The 18,754-nt window shown below is 44.7% G+C and carries 24 protein-coding genes; 13 read left to right on the top strand and 11 right to left on the bottom strand.

Annotated elements, in window-relative coordinates:
• Positions 1-2 precede the first annotated feature (2 nt).
• From EJ063_RS10960 to EJ063_RS10920, 9 genes are read left to right on the top strand one after another with little or no spacing between them, the layout of a single operon-like run.
• The gene (locus EJ063_RS10960) at positions 3-1,238 is read left to right on the top strand and encodes a CpaE/TadZ family protein (protein WP_126574321.1); all 1,236 of its coding nucleotides are present in this window, start codon (positions 3-5) and stop codon (positions 1,236-1,238) included.
• Complete coding sequence (locus tag EJ063_RS10955) at positions 1,238-2,521, top strand: TadA family conjugal transfer-associated ATPase (protein ID WP_126574320.1); 1,284 nt, start codon at positions 1,238-1,240, stop codon at positions 2,519-2,521. Before EJ063_RS10960 ends, EJ063_RS10955 begins: the two co-directional genes overlap by 1 nt.
• A complete protein-coding gene (locus tag EJ063_RS10950) occupies positions 2,518-3,444 on the top strand; it encodes a type II secretion system F family protein (protein ID WP_126574319.1) in 927 nt (308 codons plus the stop codon). The genes EJ063_RS10955 and EJ063_RS10950 overlap by 4 nt, the downstream gene beginning before the upstream one ends.
• The gene (locus EJ063_RS10945) at positions 3,441-4,337 is read left to right on the top strand and encodes a type II secretion system F family protein (RefSeq protein WP_244225181.1); all 897 of its coding nucleotides are present in this window, start codon (positions 3,441-3,443) and stop codon (positions 4,335-4,337) included. The genes EJ063_RS10950 and EJ063_RS10945 overlap by 4 nt, the downstream gene beginning before the upstream one ends.
• Entirely contained in the window at positions 4,327-5,061 is a 735-nt protein-coding gene (locus tag EJ063_RS10940) for a tetratricopeptide repeat protein (protein ID WP_126574318.1), read from the top strand. The genes EJ063_RS10945 and EJ063_RS10940 overlap by 11 nt, the downstream gene beginning before the upstream one ends.
• 3 nt (positions 5,062-5,064) lie before the next feature.
• Positions 5,065-5,586: a TadE/TadG family type IV pilus assembly protein gene (locus EJ063_RS10935; protein WP_126574317.1), complete on the top strand. Its 522-nt coding sequence runs from the start codon at positions 5,065-5,067 to the stop codon at positions 5,584-5,586.
• On the top strand, positions 5,567-6,106 hold the full coding sequence (gene tadF, locus EJ063_RS10930) for a tight adherence pilus pseudopilin TadF (protein ID WP_126574316.1): 540 nt from the start codon (positions 5,567-5,569) through the stop codon (positions 6,104-6,106). Before EJ063_RS10935 ends, tadF begins: the two co-directional genes overlap by 20 nt.
• Positions 6,106-7,386, top strand: a complete 1,281-nt coding sequence (locus tag EJ063_RS10925; RefSeq protein WP_244225180.1) for a TadE/TadG family type IV pilus assembly protein — start codon at positions 6,106-6,108, stop codon at positions 7,384-7,386. The genes tadF and EJ063_RS10925 overlap by 1 nt, the downstream gene beginning before the upstream one ends.
• Positions 7,383-8,012, top strand: a complete 630-nt coding sequence (locus EJ063_RS10920; protein WP_126574315.1) for an OmpA family protein — start codon at positions 7,383-7,385, stop codon at positions 8,010-8,012. The genes EJ063_RS10925 and EJ063_RS10920 overlap by 4 nt, the downstream gene beginning before the upstream one ends.
• Before the next feature lie 13 nt (positions 8,013-8,025).
• Here the strand turns inward: EJ063_RS10920 and EJ063_RS10915 are convergent, their stop codons facing one another.
• From EJ063_RS10915 to EJ063_RS10895, 5 genes are all read right to left on the bottom strand, one after another.
• Positions 8,026-8,640 carry a CDP-alcohol phosphatidyltransferase family protein gene (locus tag EJ063_RS10915; protein WP_126574314.1) on the bottom strand — a complete coding sequence of 205 codons (615 nt, stop codon included), beginning with the start codon at positions 8,638-8,640 and terminating at the stop codon, positions 8,026-8,028.
• The gene (locus EJ063_RS10910; RefSeq protein ID WP_126574313.1) at positions 8,630-9,280 is read right to left on the bottom strand and encodes an ATP-binding cassette domain-containing protein; all 651 of its coding nucleotides are present in this window, start codon (positions 9,278-9,280) and stop codon (positions 8,630-8,632) included. The genes EJ063_RS10915 and EJ063_RS10910 overlap by 11 nt, the downstream gene beginning before the upstream one ends.
• Positions 9,246-10,952, bottom strand: a complete 1,707-nt coding sequence (locus EJ063_RS10905) for an ABC transporter permease (protein ID WP_126574312.1) — start codon at positions 10,950-10,952, stop codon at positions 9,246-9,248. The genes EJ063_RS10910 and EJ063_RS10905 overlap by 35 nt, the downstream gene beginning before the upstream one ends.
• A 35-nt stretch (positions 10,953-10,987) precedes the next feature.
• Complete coding sequence (locus EJ063_RS10900; protein WP_126574311.1) at positions 10,988-12,130, bottom strand: ABC transporter substrate-binding protein; 1,143 nt, start codon at positions 12,128-12,130, stop codon at positions 10,988-10,990.
• A gap of 189 nt (positions 12,131-12,319) precedes the next feature.
• Positions 12,320-12,766 (bottom strand): META domain-containing protein, encoded by a 447-nt coding sequence (locus EJ063_RS10895; RefSeq protein ID WP_126574310.1) that lies wholly within the window; start codon positions 12,764-12,766, stop codon positions 12,320-12,322.
• Between the two features lie 194 nt (positions 12,767-12,960).
• On the opposite strand from EJ063_RS10895, the gene EJ063_RS10890 reads away from it, so the two are divergent.
• Together EJ063_RS10890 and EJ063_RS21345 are read left to right on the top strand one after the other, a co-directional pair.
• Positions 12,961-13,209 (top strand): DUF1289 domain-containing protein, encoded by a 249-nt coding sequence (locus EJ063_RS10890; RefSeq protein ID WP_126574309.1) that lies wholly within the window; start codon positions 12,961-12,963, stop codon positions 13,207-13,209.
• Between the two features lie 71 nt (positions 13,210-13,280).
• Entirely contained in the window at positions 13,281-13,481 is a 201-nt protein-coding gene (locus tag EJ063_RS21345) for a DUF1289 domain-containing protein (protein WP_126574308.1), read from the top strand.
• Here EJ063_RS21345 and EJ063_RS10880 read toward each other — a convergent pair.
• Entirely contained in the window at positions 13,474-13,695 is a 222-nt protein-coding gene (locus EJ063_RS10880; RefSeq protein WP_126574307.1) for a hypothetical protein, read from the bottom strand. The genes EJ063_RS21345 and EJ063_RS10880 overlap by 8 nt on opposite strands.
• Positions 13,696-14,130: 435 nt before the next feature.
• Here EJ063_RS10880 and EJ063_RS10875 point away from each other — a divergent pair, with 435 nt between their 5' ends.
• Positions 14,131-15,453 (top strand): outer membrane protein transport protein, encoded by a 1,323-nt coding sequence (locus tag EJ063_RS10875; RefSeq protein WP_126574306.1) that lies wholly within the window; start codon positions 14,131-14,133, stop codon positions 15,451-15,453.
• Between the two features lie 85 nt (positions 15,454-15,538).
• Here EJ063_RS10875 and EJ063_RS10870 read toward each other — a convergent pair whose 3' ends face one another.
• The 5 genes from EJ063_RS10870 to EJ063_RS10850 form a co-directional block, all read right to left on the bottom strand.
• On the bottom strand, positions 15,539-16,099 hold the full coding sequence (locus EJ063_RS10870; RefSeq protein ID WP_126574305.1) for a VC2662 family protein: 561 nt from the start codon (positions 16,097-16,099) through the stop codon (positions 15,539-15,541).
• 205 nt (positions 16,100-16,304) lie between these two features.
• Positions 16,305-16,718 (bottom strand): GspS/AspS pilotin family protein, encoded by a 414-nt coding sequence (locus EJ063_RS10865; RefSeq protein WP_126574304.1) that lies wholly within the window; start codon positions 16,716-16,718, stop codon positions 16,305-16,307.
• A complete protein-coding gene (locus EJ063_RS10860) occupies positions 16,718-17,014 on the bottom strand; it encodes a YciI family protein (protein WP_126574303.1) in 297 nt (98 codons plus the stop codon). The genes EJ063_RS10865 and EJ063_RS10860 overlap by 1 nt, the downstream gene beginning before the upstream one ends.
• Before the next feature lie 73 nt (positions 17,015-17,087).
• Positions 17,088-17,501 carry an acyl-CoA thioester hydrolase YciA gene (gene yciA, locus EJ063_RS10855; RefSeq protein ID WP_439333280.1) on the bottom strand — a complete coding sequence of 138 codons (414 nt, stop codon included), beginning with the start codon at positions 17,499-17,501 and terminating at the stop codon, positions 17,088-17,090.
• Between the two features lie 121 nt (positions 17,502-17,622).
• On the bottom strand, positions 17,623-17,844 hold the full coding sequence (locus EJ063_RS10850; protein ID WP_126574301.1) for a hypothetical protein: 222 nt from the start codon (positions 17,842-17,844) through the stop codon (positions 17,623-17,625).
• Between the two features lie 606 nt (positions 17,845-18,450).
• Here EJ063_RS10850 and ihfA point away from each other — a divergent pair.
• Entirely contained in the window at positions 18,451-18,747 is a 297-nt protein-coding gene (gene ihfA / locus EJ063_RS10845; protein WP_126574300.1) for an integration host factor subunit alpha, read from the top strand.
• Positions 18,748-18,754: the final 7 nt, after the last annotated feature.

Here is an 18,754-nt window from a genome sequence, read left to right as displayed (position 1 = left end):
TTATGTTTGATTTAGTCGGTAAACTTCAATCAAAGTCCCTTGAAGAAACAGTACAAAAGGAAACCATTACATCTGTACTGTTTCACCAGACACAAGAATGTGTGGATTTGGTTGATGAAGCGTTTCGTTTCGAAAATATCAATGCGCCATCCATGCTTTCTAACCGGGATGCTGCTATTCAACAACACGTTCGAGAATCTCGGGTAGAGATCGTTATTGTTGAATTGAACTTGAGCCAAAATGTCACGAAAGATATGGAGCGAATCAGTCATCTATTGCCGAATAGCGCATCGGTGATTGTGATTGGTAGTGAAGATGCGATCTCGACGATCCGAAATCTCAAAGAAATGGGTTTCTATTACGTCTTTTGGCCTATCACTAAGCAAGAGCTGATCGATTTTGTGCGCAATGTGAACAGTAACCGACAGCGTAATTCCGGTTTAGGCAAAGATAGAACCGCAAAACGTGTCGGCATTTGGGGCACCAAAGGCGGAGTCGGCGCGACGATGTTGACGGCTGAAATTGCGTTTGAGCTCTCTAACTTACAAAAATCTTCAAGCCTAATCATCGATCATGATTTTCGTGGCGGCAACCTAGATATTTTCCTCGGCATTAAACAGTTTGAGAAAAAACACATATCACGCGCTTCGCTTGCCTCTAGCATTGATGCGACGTATGCATCGGGCTTAGTGAAGAAGGTGAATGATATGCTCGCTTTCATTTCGCTAGAATCGAACGAGCTTAATGAGTTAGAGCTGAAAGACTATATCCGTACCTTGGCTGATCAGTTGGCAGGTCAATACAATTTCATTCTAGAAGACCTCTCAAGAGCCAATAACTCAAAACAAGACCTCGATTACATCGCCAATGCCTATGATGTTGTTGTGTTGTTGGTAGAGCCAACAGTGTCAAGCGTTAGAGAAGCAAAAAGAACGCTACGCGCGCTTGAAATTGCCAATTCTGATGCGCGTTACCTAGTGGTTCTAAATTACACAGTGTCTGAAAAAGCGGCCTCTGTGAGCGAAAGTGAAGTCAAACAATTCTTAGGCCGCGACGTTGATATCGTTTTCCCTAACGAACCAAGACTGAACAAGCTTATTCTTGATGATAAGCACATCTATCAGCACGACTACCCAGTGAGTCAAAGCTTACATTGCTTAACTTCTGCGTTGCTTGGGCAACCGGAAAACAGCGATAAAGTGTCTTGGATTCATCGATTGCTAAAGCGAGGTAACTGATGGATACGGCAAAGTCGGCTTATGTCCAGATCCGTAAACAGATCTTTGAAGCGTTAGATGCTGAGGCTGTTCAAAGCCTAACCAAGGACATGTTAACTCAACAGCTTTCTAATGCTGTCGATATGCTGATCGACAAACTGGGTTTTTCGGTAGCGACGGTGATTCGCCGAGAGTATGTGAAGAGCTTAGTGGATGAATTACACGGATTAGGCCCACTTCAATCCTTGATGGAAGATGAATCGGTCAGTGACATCATGATCAACGGCTGTAACAACGTCTTTGTCGAAAGAAATGGCATTGTTGATAAAGTGAATGTTTCCTTCATTGATGAAGATCAGTTGCTGCAAATTGCGAAACGCATTGCTAACCGAGTAGGGCGCCGAGTTGATGAGTCTTCACCGACCTGTGATGCTCGATTGCCTGACGGAAGCCGCGTCAATATCGTCATTCCTCCGATTGCAATCGATGGAACCTCTATATCGATTCGTAAGTTTAAAAAGCAGAGTATCGATTTAGGGCAATTGGTCGATTTTGGTGCCATGAGCCCTGAGATGGCAAAGGTGCTAATGATAGCAGCACGTTGTCGACTGAATATCCTAATCTCTGGCGGCACGGGTTCGGGTAAAACCACCATGCTTAACGCCCTGTCTCAGTTTGTTTCGGAGAAAGAGCGCATTGTTACCATCGAAGATGCGGCGGAATTGAAACTGCTTCAGCCTCACGTCGTCCGTCTAGAAACGAGAACTGCGGGAACGGAAGGATCAGGTGCGATTGCTCAGAGAGACTTGGTTATCAATTCACTGCGTATGAGACCAGACAGGATCATTGTCGGTGAGTGTCGTGGCGCAGAGGCATTTGAAATGCTGCAAGCGATGAATACCGGTCACGATGGTTCAATGTCAACACTGCACGCCAACACGCCCAGAGATGCGATTTCAAGGGTTGAATCGATGGTGATGATGGCAACCAATAACTTACCCCTTGAGGCGATTCGCCGCACTATTGTTAGCGCCGTTGATTTGGTTGTACAAATCAGCCGACTGCATGATGGTAGTCGCAAAGTAATGAGCATTACTGAAGTGGTGGGGATCGAAGGATCGAATGTCGTTCTAGAGGAAATGTTCCGCTACCAACCAATTTCAGCCAGTTTAGAGCATGGCAAGATACAGGGGCGCTTTGTAACAGCAGGCCTAATGCAGCGTTCAGTATTGGTCGAAAAAGCGAAATTCTTCGGCTTAGAGCAGCAGTTGTCGCAAGCATTCAATGTCGAGGAAGTCGCATGATCTATTGGCTTGCGTTGATCCTTGGGGGAGTGGCTGTATTAGCGGCATTTTGGCCAGAAAAGAAAGCCAAGCGTACCTACTATCTTGAGGAAGCCAATCAATCGCTAAAGATCTCATCCATTGATGAAGCTCAACAAGCGGTTGACCTGAAAGCACTCTCTGACAAAACCATACTGGACCAACTTAAAGCTCATATAGCGAATGTTAAGCGCCAGCTCGGGAAGTTTGCCGAAGCGAAAGTCGCGGTATTTAGTTTCCTTGTGTTATCTGCAACCGCAGCGTTTAACCAAAAATATTTGAAGACAGATATTCTGGTTGTTGGTTCGATTGCGCTGCTTTTAAGTTGGGTGATTGGCTACTTGTGGTTGCAAAAACGTCAGCGAGAAGCATTTGAAAGTGCCTTTCCCGATGCCTTAAATATGTTAGCGAGTGCTGTTAGCTCAGGCGAAAGTATCATGCACGCGATCATTTATGTCGGTAAGACACTACAAGGTGACGTCGGGCAGGAGTTCAAGCGAATGGGAGAGAGACTGCAGCTTGGTGAATCCCCAGACAATGTATTTCGAAAATCATGCGAACGGTTCCCTTATCCTTCTTTCTATTTCTTTGTGATTACCTTGCGTGCCAACATGCAGCGAGGTGGTCAGCTAAAAGACGTGATCGCGCGGCTAAACCGTTTGATGTTTGACGCGCGAGCTATTGAGAAAAAGAAATACGCGTTAACCGCGGAAGCACGTATGTCAGCCAAGATTGTTGCAGCTCTGCCTTTTACTGTGCTCTTTATGCTTCAGTACATCAGTCCAGAAAACTTTGAGTTTTTAATCTTTGATCCAGCAGGAAAGCCGATTCTTTACTACGTGATCGGTAGTGAGGTGGCTGGCCTGTCTATGATTTGGATGTTGATGAGAGGGGCGCAAAAGTGAATACAGTATTTCTTAGCATCTTTATTACACTTTCAATGATTACTGGGGGCGTCTCCATCATCGCCTATCAGCTTTGGCGTTCGGCAAAACGGAAAAGGCAGTTCAAAATCTATCAGTTACTTGATGACGAGAATGAACATGTGGTTGAAAAGGAAGTCGATAGCCTTGAGGCCGCATTAGAAAAGCTGACCTCGCCATTTACCTCACAACACGATGAGATTAAGAACAAGCTTGAAGACGCCGGGATAGAGAACGCGAACGTTGCTAAATACTATATGCACATAAAATATGGTATTTCATTAGTCGGTATTGGCGCGCTCTATTTGATGAGCCAGTTCGGCCTAATTGATTCCGGTAAGATGATTTCCTTTATGGCTATCTGGTTCGTTAGCTGCATCATTGCCCCTGATTCTATTCTAGCCGCTAGGAAGAAATCACGTCAGCAAAGAATCGCGAGCCAACTGCCTTATCTACTCGACCTTATGGCGATTTGTGTCCAAACCGGTATGACGCTTGAGGCAGCAATGAAATACCTTGCGATTGAACTCAAAGCCTTCGACAAAGAGCTCGCTAAATTACTCGCGCGGGTTAATGACAGAGCAAAAATTGTCGGGTTAGAGCAAGCGCTTGACGAGCTGTATCAAAAACTACCGACCCCAGAAATACGCAGTTTTGTTATGACACTCAAACAGAGCTTGCAGTACGGCTCATCCATTTATTCGGTATTGACGACACTCGCGGCCGATATCCGTGACGTGAACATGCTTACATCAGAAGAAAAGATAGGAAAATTGGCAGCAAAAATGTCGATGCCACTGATCCTATTTATCATGATGCCGATCGTGATCATTATTTTGGCTCCAGCAATGATGAGGTTAATGGATGGGATATAACAAACTGATCGTCTTGGTTTTGCTACTTTCTGGCTGCGCCTCTTCTCAATATGACCGAGATAAGCTCATCAATGAAAACAAAGAGCAGATTTTTGTCGAAACCAATAACCAAGGTAAGTTGATTGAGTTTTACAAAAACGAACTTAAGCAAAAAGAGAACGCAGAGACGCGCCGTAAATTGGCAGGCGCTTACCTAGATGCGGATGACGCAGAAGCGGCCATTTTTGTTTTAAAACAATTACCAAGTTCCGAGTTGGATTTTGAATCTGAATTACTTCTAGCCAAAGCCTACTTTCAGTTCAATAAATTGGATCTCTCTTCATTGCATATATCGAAGTCCCTAGAGCTTAACAGCCAAAGCGGTGAAGCGCATAACCTTGCCGGCATTTTATCTAGCGTTGAAGGTGAGTTTGAATTAGCCGAGTCTCACTTTATTGAGTCACGAAAGCGCTTCTATCAAGAAGACGTGGTGAAGAACAACTTAGCGGCACTCTACATTTTGCAACAGCGCTATCAAGAAAGTTATGACTTGCTGATCTCGGTATACAACAACAACCCAGAAGATGCGAAAGCTAAAGCCAATTTGACCATCGCTTTGGTTAAGCTTGGGCAATACCCACAAGCGAGAGCGCTGCTGGAACACGATTATAGTGATGAGCAGATTAATGACATTGTCACTGCCATGGAGCAGAGCGCTCTCGATGGTTTAGAGCATAGGCCGTAATCCATGAAAAGAATCAAGCAAACCGGTGCCGTGTCGATTGAGTTCGGCTTAGGTTTTATGGCCTTTTTCTTAATGATTATGCTTTGGGCTGAGATGGGGTACATCGCCTATGTGTCATCGGTTAATGATCTGGCCATAGCGGAAGCTTCCCGTGAGGCAAAGAAAGTAACGAATGACTCGGAAAACAACAGTCAGAGCACGTTTATGACCGAATTTAGGCGTGTGATCAGAGAGCAATCTGGCGCTTTTGGCGGAATCATTGATCCAGACAAGTATCACCTTTCTGTGCACTACTTTGCTTCGCTAGATGAATTAGGGCGCTACAACGGCATCGGTGGCGACTGCTCACAAAACGATGACGAGACAGAAACTGAGTGTGGTGAGCCAACAGACAGCTCATTAGCCATTTACAGTGTCAGTTATGAATATCAACCGATGCTGGCGTTCTTTATGGACGGAACTAGCAACTTCACCCGAGAAGTGATTGTGATTCAGGAGTTCGAACGTGATCAATTTAAGATCTAAGCAACGAGGTGCGTTCTCGATCGAATTTGCTCTGCTAGGTGTGGTCTTCTCCACCATGCTTATTTTTACTGCTGACTGGGTGGTAAAGCTATCGGTTCAAGGAAAAATGGACCGCTTGTCTTACTCACTGGTTAACATCATCAAAGAACGAACGCAGCTTTACGGCAAAGACAATTACGACATTGATCAAGCCATGGTAGCCGATATTTACTCAGTCGGACGTTCGTCATTGAACCGCACCTTAGGCGGTTATGATAGCGCGAACTTTGGTGGTGAATTTGAATTGCTGCAGTTTGACTTTGAAGGTAATGCTTCCGTGTCGACGATAGAGCAGGGGAGAGGCTGCCAACTAGAGCAAACCATCTCTCAGATGCAAGATCTCTCAATGGTCACTTCGTGGGGGCGTAGAGCAACACTTTATCGAGTAACACTTTGCTACGAAACAGCTAATTGGGCTGGTGACTTGTTTGATGAAGACTTCACGACGATTCAATCCTCTTCCATTATGATGGGCCGCTAATGATGAAACAGCACAGCTTACGCAAGCAAGGCGGACATGCAGCACTACTCTTTGCGTTGATCATTCCAGCAATGTGGGGCTTTTTTACCTTAGCCATTGATGGTTCTCGCGCGATTCAAACCAAGGCGAGATTAGGTGATGCAGCAGAGGTCGCTGCGTTAGCCCTAGCTGCGCAAAATAGCCTCGATCAAGTGGAGAATCGTGCTCTGGCAACAAACTACATTGATGCCTATGTTAGCGATGTCGATATTACGGTAACCAGTATTGAGCGCACAGAGTGTAATGTATCCAATAGCCGTGATTGTGATGGCGCGAGTCGTTATGCGCAATATGCACTGGACGTTTCTATTGAACAGCAATCCTGGCTACCGACAGAAAGTTGGGCTGGATTTGGTGAGAGCTACGATGTTGTGCATGAGGCCACGGCGAGAAAGTATCAAGGTGATAGCATTGATGTCGCCTTTGTGATGGATTACTCAGGTTCTATGCGAGAAGGTTGGAATCGCAAGGCTAAATATCAGCACGTAGAAGAGATAATCAATGAGGTCCTTGATGAATTAGAAAGCTATCAAGGCATTCAAGAAATTAATAATAGAGTTGCGCTGGTACCCTACGCAGAATTTACTGCTAGACCGGATGATAACATGCGCTGTGACAGGTGGGGCACAAGACCGTGGCACTTTGTTGACCAACTTTACTTCAAATCTACTTGGAGCGGATTAAAAGTGGATGCAAAGACCACTGTACGAAATTGGCGTTATGATCGTGCAACGGATCCTAGCATGGTGTGTGATGGAAGCAATTACAACAATCATTACGTGGGTTTTAAGACTGTCCCATTTGCCGATGACTTTACCAATCTCAGAAGCGTAATGAGCGGTTTTTATCCAGATGGTGCAACAGCATCATATCAAGGCATTATCAAAGCGGCACAGTTGTTTGAGCGCTTGGCAGAGCCTAATCCAAGACAATTGTTGGTTATTCTCTCTGATGGTGATGATAGTACTGGATATTATGGGCCGTTACGGAGTATTCCCACACAGAGTCTAATTGAAGAGGGGCTGTGTGATGTGATTAAGAGCGAGCTCAGTAGTCGACAGACACCCGACAACCGCCCGGTGACATTCCAGTTTGCGATGATAGGGTTTGACTACGATGTGAATGATAACCCGTTGACGCAATGTGTCGGGAAAGAAAATGTCTATGATGCCAAGAATCCAGACGAACTCTTGGACATTATTTTAAATCTTATATCTGAAGAAATTGGACATCTAAAATGATAAGCAAACCCGTCAAGTTAATCGGTGCCATGGCACTGCTACAGTGTTTTTCCGCATGGGGTAAACAGAGCTCTGAACTCTTTGAGCAGGTTTGCCACAATAAAGGCCAAACAACCTATTTAAGTGTTGAGGTTGGGCAACCAACAACATTCATTCCAAATGCAGGCAGTTTTAATCTGCTGCAAAATCAGAATGAACAGCTCGATGTAAACCGACTGATCGAGCTATTTGCCAGTCGATTTGAGATTGAGCGCGAGTGTGCCGAATATTTGGTCATCAATGGTAATTTGGTTCAGCGTGACGAAGGTGACGTATTAGCAACGGTCTATTTTGATTTTGATAAAGCGCAGTTGACGCCAGTTTCGACGCAAATTCTTGATCGTATTATCCAAGTGGCTAAACAGAGTGAAAAAGAGTTCAATCTAACCGGTCATACAGACAGTACAGGTAGTGCTAAGTACAACTTTGCACTCGGTATCAAGCGTGCAGAAAATGTTCAGCAGTATTTGTCAGATAGTGGAAAGCTGAATGTGGCGGTTGAATCACAAGGTGAAAGCAATCCAATCGCCACTAACGAAACGGCGGAAGGGCGAGCCCAAAACCGCCGAGTAGAGATTACCCTATAAACACGAGAGGAGCTTAACGCTCCTCTTTTAATGTCTGAAACCCCGAATAAATACGAGTAAAGGTAGTGAACCAACACGCTGCGCCAAACACATAAGCGATGCTCGCAAAATGTTGCGGGAAAAGGCAGAAAGCGATAAAGCAGGCGATGGTTTCTGTCCCTTCAGTTAAACCACTCATGTAATAAAGGGATTTGTTTTTGTAAACGGGGTTATCAATGCCTCGTTTTCCGGCCATGGTCGCAAAAGCCAAAAAGCTAGAGCCTGTCCCTATGAATGAGAAAATCAAAAAAGCGCCGGCGATGGCGTTTTGCTCAGGGTTGGCCAACACAAAGCCAAATGGGATGAGGGAGTAGAACAGAAAATCCAAACTGATATCCAAAAATCCTCCTGCATCAGTGATCCCTTGGATTCTTGCCAATGCGCCATCTAACCCATCACAAATCCTGTTCAGTACGATAAACATCAGCGCTATCGTATATTGCTCGGCAATCAAAGCTGGGAAAGCTAAGCAGCCTAAAACGAAACCGAACAAGGTGGTTTGGTTCGCAGTCACCCCGGTTTTGTTAAGCAAGTTGGCACTTTGAGTCAATGGCCAGCGAATGACTCTAATACTGATCTTATCCAGCATGGGTGACCTCCCAAGGCCAAGTCAGCACGGTGCTACCTTGTGGTACATCTTCTCTATCATGAGTGACCATGAGTGCCGGAATTTGCGCTTGCTGGAGTTGTTCGACGACCCAATCTCTAAACTGGGTTCTTAGCGCCTTATCTAATTTGCTAAATGGTTCATCCAATAAAGCCAATTGCGGTTTGGCCAATAACATACGCGTCAAGCTGACACGTGCGCGTTGGCCGCCAGAAATTTGGTCGGGGAACGATTCTGCTAAATGAGCCAGCTCAATGTTGTTAAGCGCCTCTATGGCTTGCTGTTTACGGCGATCACCTTTCACTTCATTAGGTAGTGCGAAAGCAAGGTTTTGCCAAACGTTAAGGTGAGGAAAAAGCAAATCGTCTTGAAACAATATACCGACTTTTCTTTGATGAGGTTCTTTGGCTGAGAGGTCCTCTCCATTCAAAGATAAATCACCCTGATGTTGGAACTCATCACTAAGGTGTCCGGCAATGAGATTCAGAAGTGTTGATTTCCCACAGCCACTCGGGCCCATCAGGCTGACAATTTCTCCTGGGCCAATTGTAATGTTGAGATTGGAAAAAAGCGCTTCTCCATCTTTCTTATGGATGGCGAGGTTTGTGAGTTGCAGCGTCATGCGCAAATGATTCCTTTGTTCTTATTGTAGGTTGAGAGCGTCTTTGAACCCAGCGGCTGAGCAGGATAGCCGATGTAAAAAAGACAAATGGCAATATCGCCTGCCAAATCGCGTAAATTGCAGTGACTCGACGATCGAACCCGCTCGATAGGGCGACTGCTTCTGTGGTGATAGTGGCAATGCGGCCGCCACCTAACATAAGTGTTGGCAAATACTGAGCAAGGCTTACGCTCGCGCCAACCGCCCACGCATACAAAATAGCGGGCAGTAGCAGCCGAGCTTTAATTGCAATAAATACATAGATTGGCGACTTACCTAAGCTCAAAGCCGCTTTGGTGTAATTGTTATCGTAGCTTTCCCATGGCCCACTTAATGCTAGGTAAACAAATGGGAAGGCGAAAAATACATGAGACCAAACCACCCAAAGAAGATACGCATCCGAGGCCAAATATAGCGTTGTCACCTGCAAGCCAAACAAAATAGAAAGCTGAGGGATCAACATTGGCAATGCAATCACGTAACTCGGCAGGTGCCACTTATGTTTAATCCGGTACTCATGAGCGATAAGCCCAAGGATAAGAGAAACAAAGGCGGTACAAAGGGCAATCAATAAACTTTGGTTGATGGTTGGAATGATGTTGCTCCATTCATATTGCCAGAATCGCTCGCTGTAACGGCTTGGTAGAAGATCAGGAAAACGCCAGCGGTGAGCAAAGCTCCAAACCAACATAAGCGGGAACATCACCGCCGCCAACAGGGCTGAGAGGCTGAAAAGCGTTTTACCAGGCAAGGGGATGCCTTTGCGTCCACTGTATTGCCAAGCGCCCAAATATTGAGTGACGAGCTTTTCAAATGCCACGACGAACAACAGCAACCCACTGGCTAAACCAAACAACACTACCGCACCGGCTGCGGCTCGTGGTAATAGAGAAAGGTCAGGGTCGCTAAACCATTGCCACACAAGTACGGCAAAAGTGGGAGGATTCGTCGGGCCTAAGATCAAACTCAAGTCGACGACGGATACGCCATAAGCAACAACCGCAAACAAAGCGAAACGCATTTTTGCAAGCCACTGAGGCAATATCACTTTCCACCAATATTGCGGTTCGGAATAGCCCAAAGAAGCACTGACTTGAGCAACTTTATCCACTTTAAGTTGCTGAAGAACCGGAATGCTCATTAATAGTAAAAAGGGCACTTCTTTGAATGAAAGCGCAATCGCCAGTCCAACAGCATAGGGGTCGTTGACTACGGTTGATGCATCACCAGTATCGAGTTCAATACCCAAGCCTTGTGCAGCGAGCCGTGCAATCATCCCTGTCGGAGAAAATAGAAAAGCGAAGCCAATCGCAAACGCAACGTGAGGCATAGCGAGTAAAGGCGACAACAAGGTTTCGACCCGGTGCCAATGCTTATTAAGCCAAAGGCTTTGCAAAATCGCAAAACAGAATAAGCATGATAGGTAGGTACTCGCTACCGAGCTAAACAGACTTAAGCCGATGGAACGAAAGACACCTGACCAATCGAACACCTGTTGATAGGCATCCAATGAAAAGTGATTGAGCCCTACAGGTGGAATATAACCAAATGACGAGAGCCCAACCCCAATGACTCCAGGGAGCATCGGGGCGATACACAGTGTTAATAGTAAAAGATAGGCAGCTCGTAACATCTGGCTTTTATCTCACTTAAATGATGTTCGGTAACCTAGTTACCGTAACGCTTTTGCCATTCAGATTCTAGTGCGGCTTGCCAGCTTGGGTGCGGTTCCGCCACAGATTTGAACAATGTGGTGTTTTTCGCATTGCCGACTAGGTGTTGGTTTTCTAATACTGACGGATCGCCCCATACATTTAGGTCACCTTTACGAGATTGCGCGTCAGGGCTTAGAAGGAAGTTAATCGCTACTTGAGCACCTTCTGATGCGTTAGCATTCCATGGAATCGCTAAGAAGTGAATGTTAGACAGCGCACCTGCATCCATCGCATAAGCGGCCGTCGTTTCTGCTAGATTACCATTCGCTTGTGCTGAAAATACCGCATTTGGGTTGAAAGTAATGGCGACATCGAGCTGACCATCATCAAGCAGCTGCAATGTTTCCGCGCTGCCTGCTGGGAACTGCTTACCTTGGCGCCATGCTACCTGATGAAACTCATCCAAATATGACCAAAGAGGCGCTGTGACCAATGGGAAGCTTTTCTCATCAACAGGGCGTTGCAGAGAAGCATCATTGTTTGTTAGTTCAATCAACAACGCTTTCAAAAAGCTGGTACCGTGAAATTCTGGCGGGCGAGGGTAGCTTAGTTTGTTCGGGAATGCTTTAGCGTAGCTTAAGTATTCACTGAAAGAGCTTGGTGGGTTATTCAATGTCTTCGCGTCATGGATAAACACCAGTTGACCGACACCCCATGGTGCTTCTAGTCCTTCCGTTGGTTCAGAGAAATCACTATCCACAGGGAGCGACTTATCAACGTACTGCCAGCTAGGTAAATACTCAACAAAAGGGCCAAACAACAAATCGTTTTGCTTCATTGATTTGAAGTTCTCGCCGTTAATCCAAACCATATCGACGCTACCACCGCTGTTCTTGTTCGCGGCTTTTTCTGCGATTAGGCGTGTGGTGGTTTCAGCAATATCCGTCACTTTTACATGCTGTAAGGTCACACCATATTGTTTCTTGAGCTCTGAGCCCGCCCAACGAAGGTAGTTATTGATTTCTTGGCTTCCACCCCACGCATGGAAGTAAACCGTTTGCCCTTTTGCTTTCTCTTCGATCTGCTGCCAGTTGTCAGCGGCCGAAACAGAGAAAGAGAGCATTAAAGAAGAGAGTAGAGTGATCAGCCTTGTCATAATGGTCCTTGTTATAGGTTTGAATTGATAGCGTAATCCGATAGACCGGATTGAAATCATTATTCATTCAGTATGAAGGAAAAAAGTGTATTTTTTTGAGGAATTGCTGAAATTCTTGAGGAGAGGGATGAAAGACAATAAAAAAGGCAGCCACTTCACAGGGCTGCCTTCTCAATACCAACTTAGTGATTAGTTTTTCCAATCGCTAAGCTTGAACGTTAGGGTGTGAACGTCATTTTTTAGCACCAGACCATCTTTAGTCAGTGTCATGTCGCTCCAGTCAGACAATGTTTGAGAGAATGCTTGTTCAACATCCATGATGTCGCCCATACACATTTTCATTGTCATACCCATTTTTTCAATGCGGAACTGGTTGTCTTTTAGCTCTGCTTGGCCGAAGAAATTATTACAACCTGCGTTACCGTTTGCCGTCATTTTCTCGCCAACTTCTAGGCGTGGTGCAGTTTGACGACCTTCTAGTACGATGTCTTTACCGTCAACGCTAACCAGTTCCCAGTTGTGGTGCTGTAGATCTTGAGCTGTAATTTGTTTCACATCGTCACCATTGCTTGCACATGCAGTTACTACGAAAGGAAGGGCCATTGCTGCAAGTAATGTTTTTGGACTAAGCTTCATAATAAATCAACTCCAATAATTAGGTTAATAAGCCATAAAACGATGGCTGATGGGAGCAGTATAGTTAATAAAACACTGTTTTTGTCAGCACTGCGTCATAGTTTGGTATGAATCACATAATGGAACTTATTGAATAACATCTAATTATAGATTTATTACAGTATTGAGTAGATGTCACAGAAAGGTACTTAGCGTTGCAGCAGCTAGAGTTTTTTACCGTCCCAAACCCTTGTGTAGGGGTCTGCACAGTAGATGAAAAAGGCTACTGTCAGGGCTGTATGCGTAAAAGAGAAGAGCGTTTCAACTGGCTAAACTTCACACCGGCAGAGCAACTGCATGTGATTAAACTCTGTCGTCAACGTTACATTCGAAAGCATCGTAAACCCCCTCCTCAAAGCTTAGATATTCAGCAAGACACTGATCCACAACAAGATCTTTTTTGACATTCTTCCTTTACAGCTATTCATAACTGTCCTATATCTTAATTATTGCGTACTGTATATTGAGGTGTAATATGGATATGCAACATCAAGTCGTTAATCCTTGCATTGGGGTTTGTGAAGCGGATTGTCACGGAAAGTGCCTAGGCTGCGGACGCTCGCGCCAAGAAAGGTATCTTTGGTATCGGCTGTCTGAAGGGGAGAAAAGAGAGATTCTCAATCGCGAAGGTGTAGAACCTCTCTTACCGGTAGGTGATGCTCGACACTCTATTTAGGCCCCCAATGGTCACTTACCCAACCACCGGCATGATCATCAAAGTGATTGCCTGAAAAGCGTTGGTTTTGTTCACAATTTCGCTCATCGAGGCTCTTATCATCGATCAAGTGTTGGATATAGCTGGCCATCGGATCGCCACCGTTTAGTCGCTCTGTTCGAGTGGCGACTTCTTTGATCAATTGCAGACGATAAGAGTTACTTGCACGTTTCATATTGGGGCCTCCTTGGTTATGACACTAATATGAAAAGTTAGGAGTGCGATCCCCAAACGTCAAACAAAACTGCATAAAAAATAGTCAACTTTTCTAAAGTGAGATGCTTAATATTGGCTCGATCGCACTCAGGATTTGTCTAGGTGGTTGATATTAGGAAGTGAACGCCATGAAAAGATGTTTAATGGTGAAATAAAAAATTCACCAAATTTCTGGTCTGAAAGGGAAGCGTGATTGATTTATCCTATCTGGTCAAACCAGTTCTGGTTGCCCGTGATTGCTATAGAGCTTTTGCTCTACACTGAGAATCCGCTTGGTTTTTTATAGTATGACATTTACTAAGGAATAAAGTTCTGTAAAAATATCAACAATACGCCGTATGGATAAGGCAATTGATACCAAGGAAAGGTCAAACGCACTGTTACGGAACTTTCCATGTACAAGAAATTTACTTTCGCTCAGTCAGCTCTTCTCGTTGGCGCTGCTCTTCTCTCTTATCAAGCTCATTCTGCTGGTTTTCAGCTAAATGCACAGTCTGCAACCGGCATTGGCCGCGCATTCGCGGGTGACGCTGTTATTGCTGACAACGCATCGGTCATGGCTCGTAACCCTGCAGCCATGGCGTTGTTTGATGAGATGTCGCTATCTCTTGGCTTTGAAACCATCACGACTGAGATCAGTGTAACTGATGCTAAGTACAAAGCCTTCGCGACGACAGATACAGTAGACTCTAACTATGATAACGCTGGTGGTACGTCAGTAGCGCCAAACATCCATTTGATTGTACCTGTAAATGATCAGTTTGCGTGGGGTGTAAATCTATACTCAAACTTCGGTACAAGTACTGAGTTCGATGATGCGACTTTTGCTGGAAAAGAGTATGGCGGCAAAACAGAGATCATGAGTGTTAACCTAGGGCTAGCAGGATCTTACCGCTTAAATGAGCAGTGGAGTTTTGGTGCAGGGCTAGATTTGATCTATGGTCAAGGAACTTTAGAACGAAACACCAACCTTAATATTTCAGGCAATGTGTGTAACTTGCTAGAAAACCCTCAGAAAAGACTATGTGAAGCATTGAATGATGGAAATGGTCTACCTGTAACTGTAGATGAGACAATTAGTGCATTAAGTGCTGACGTTGATGGTTACGGAATTGGCTTCAATGTCGGTACTGTATTTGAGCTTGATGAAAACAATCGCTTTGGCTTGTCATACCGTTACAGCCCAGATATTAAAGCGGAAGGTGACATTGAGTATTTGGGCTTACCAAACAATGAGTTGACGCTACCTCTACCTGATATGGCAGAATTTTCTGGTTACCATCGCCTTGAAGATACCAAGTTTGCAGTACACTACAGTGTTCAATGGACGGGTTGGCGTGAGTTTGAAACTCTTGATGCTGATGTGTCTGGTACGCTGAACAATTATGAATGGAAGAACGGTTTCCACTACTCAATTGGTGGTACTTATTTCCTAAACCGTGATTGGACATTACGTGTGGGTTATATGTATGACGAAAGTGCTCAAGATGAGCTAACATCCGTATCTGTTCCTGATTCAGATCGTCAATGGTTCTCTACTGGATTTACCTACCATATCGATAGCAAATCAAATATCGACTTTGGTTTCACTTATTTGATGGGTAAAGAAGTGAAAGTAACGGAAGAAACTGACTTAGGTGCAGTTGTATCTACAATAGAGGGTACAACCAGCGCTAACGCTATCCTAATGGGCCTGCAATACAGCCGCACATTCTAAGCGCTATCGAACATTGATTTCGGATACAAAAAGACCTCGCACTTGCGAGGTCTTTTACTATCTAATTAATAAACCTAGGCAGTGATTACATGCCGAAGTTTACGATAGGGAAACATGGCAAGAAGCCGTTGTCAGCACAGTTGATTAGGCCAACTTGAACGCCTTCAATTTTTGCGGTCTTGTTGAAGATGCCTACCTGAACCGTTGATTCACTCGAAAGGTTCACCGCGCCCACATCAACCATAGTGTTACCTTCTGAGTAATTCACAAAGCTGACGTTGGCACCTTTTACATCGTTAGTCACGTTCACCGCACCAAGGTTAACACCCGTAGTTTGGCCTTCGTTCCAGTTGAAAAGACCTAGCGACGCACCTGTCATCTCTTGGTTGATTTTAGAAGCACCAAAGAATAAGCCAAAGTTAACACCTGTTGTTACGTCACTTTCCGACATGCCCACAATAGAGAAATCCACACCTTTTAGTGTGTCGACTTTACCGTGGAGTGCAGCAAGGCGAACACCGCCTACGTTTGAATCATCAGGCGCATTAAAGTTGTTGATTGATGAAAACATCACAGGCGTTGAAGCAACAGCAATTGAAGATGCGAATGCCGTTGTGATTGCCACTGCAGTTAGAATTTTTTTCATAGTATTTAGCTCCGAGGATTTATCCATTTACCCGTTTGAGAGTCATCACCTGCTCACAGGTAAGACTTTTTAAGTCTAGTCAATATATTAGCGTTGTGAGAGACATGAGGATTTACTATATGTTGACTTGTAAGAGAGCGCAAGCAGTAGAATATGAACCCATATCAATAAAAAACCTCGCCGAAGCGAGGTTATTATCAAAATCTTATTTTTTTGTCGTCGTGGTACAACGCTCTTGAGTGACCAATTCATCGGCCATCAGCTGCCCGCGGCTGTTACGCATTTTAATTCGGTAGCTCAGACCAACTTCCAAGTTTTCCTTCGTAGAAGGTGAGCTGCAATAAGTATGAATGCTTTGCTTAAGTACTTGGGCTGTAGGCTTTGCACCTGGCGCTTCTTGATTATAAACCATCATGATTTCAATCGTCGTCCCCTTCGCGTTGGCACGCATAATCGCAAGAGGGCCGTGTTCTAAGGGAAGCTCAGAGGCCAGTAAGTCAGCACGACTTCCGGCCAACAGCTCTAGGTGTCGCTGTTTTTCCGCAGACGTTGAGGAACAGCCAGCCAAAATAGCGGCTGAAGCCACAAGCAATAGGGATTTAACGCTTACGCTTTTCATTAAAACACTTTCTTGAACGGTTTAACGATAACATTGGCGTAAACACCTGCTTCAATGTAAGGGTCAGCATCAGCCCAGGCTTGTGCTTGCGCTAGGGAGTCAAACTCAGCAATCACTGTTGAGCCAGTAAAGCCTGCTTCACCCGGGTTAGCAGAATCAATCGCTGGCATAGGGCCTGCGGTCAACAAACGACCTTCATCTTGAAGTGCTTGCAAACGTTCAAGGTGAGCAGGGCGTACACTCAGACGCTTTTCTAATGAATTTTCAACGTCTTGCGAGAAAATGACATACCACATAACCGGATATCCTTATTTGGAGAATGAAACTAATCACCATTACTCTACCGTAAATCAATGACTTTGAAAGCTTTCAAGTAAAGATAATTCGAACTGAGTCGCTGGCATATTGAATTGGACGAGGTTTACCGTCTGCGTCAATCGCCACGTAATTGAATGTCGCGTCACACACCATAAAGCGTTCTTCTACACCGTGCTCTTTGACAGGCTTAACCCAAACCTCTAAGTCAATGCTCATCGAAGTGCGGCCAATCTTAGTACATTCACCGTAACAGCAGACAACATCGCCAACCTTCACAGGCTTTTTAAACGTAATGCTAGATACTGACACAGTAACGATACGTCCGGCAGATATCTCCTTGGCTAGAATACCGCCAGCGAGGTCGAGTTGAGACATAATCCAGCCGCCAAAAATATCGCCATTGGCATTAGTGTCGGCTGGCATAGCAAGGGTTCGGAGAAGAAGTTGTCCTTTGGGTGTATTCATGTTGTGGCTCATCGTGACATCAGTGCAAACAAAACAGCGACCAAGTCGGTCGCTGCAAAAATGGCATTGTAACAAAGGTGACACGCTATCCGCTAGGGGATGTTCATGATGCAAATCTGCCTTATAAGTAGTGTTTCCAATCTTCCAAATAGCCTTCACTACGCAAGCTATCAACAGTGAATCTGAGCTCGTCATCACTCATGGCAAAACAGCTTGATTTTCCGGTCATCCCGTTAAGGTATTCGTGATATTCCAGCTCAGTAAAATGGCCAATTCTATCCACTAACAGGCTTTTGATGCCATGGTGGATCAATCGATAATAAGTATGACGTTGAACTTCCATAGTGTCCTCCTTAACGTCACGCAGTGTCGAAACATTGCCGCTAAATTGTTTTTACTAAACAAAGCATATTCAGTGCCACAGAGAGGGGAATTCCGCTAAGTTGATGAAATCTTGCAAAATGAAAACAGAGTGAGAGGTTAGTATTTTGACGCTCTTGACGATTATCACTATTAAGCAGAGCGAAAGAATCGCTGCGAATCAAATTGCAAATCAATTCGAAATGCAATTCGACACACTTCATTGTTTCAACAAGAGGTAGAAGTGGATTTTTTGGCTGAATGTTTAGTTTCTCTTTTCACATCAAAGAGTTATTGGTCAAAAATAGTTGTTTGATATTTAATTCTGAGTAACTTGTCAATAGCGGTCAAATTCTCTAAAAAAACCACACATTGATAAGGTATATTTCAGAAAATCCTGTCGTAGTCAGGGCTTGTAAAGGTGCGATAGGTGGTCAAAGTCTGTTCTTTTAAGAAAAAAGTTGGCGAAAATCATAAGCTTGGCATACACTTTCTCAAGTAAAGCCGATAGGTTGTTGATTGGCTTGGCGAAATGTTTAGGTGCTGCCCTTGAGGTAGCAATGTTTAACACAGCTTTGAGGAAAGTTTTATGGCGCTCACAAAGGCCGATTTGGCTGAGAACCTGTTTGAAAAGCTTGGATACAGTAAACGGGATGCCAAGGAAACGGTTGAGGCGTTTTTCGAAGAAATTCGTAAGGCACTAGAAAGTGGCGAACAGGTAAAACTGTCTGGGTTTGGTAATTTTGATCTGCGTGATAAAAATGAACGCCCTGGTCGAAACCCAAAAACAGGTGAAGACATTCCAATCAGTGCTCGTCGCGTTGTGACCTTCCGCCCGGGACAAAAACTGAAAGCCCGAGTCGAAAACATCAAAATCGATGGCTAAATTTTAG

This window comes from Vibrio aquaticus (assembly GCF_003970385.1).
GTDB lineage: Bacteria > Pseudomonadota > Gammaproteobacteria > Enterobacterales > Vibrionaceae > Vibrio > Vibrio aquaticus.
The sequence above is the reverse complement of the archived record's forward strand: the minus strand, read 5'-3'. Positions and strand labels throughout refer to the sequence as shown.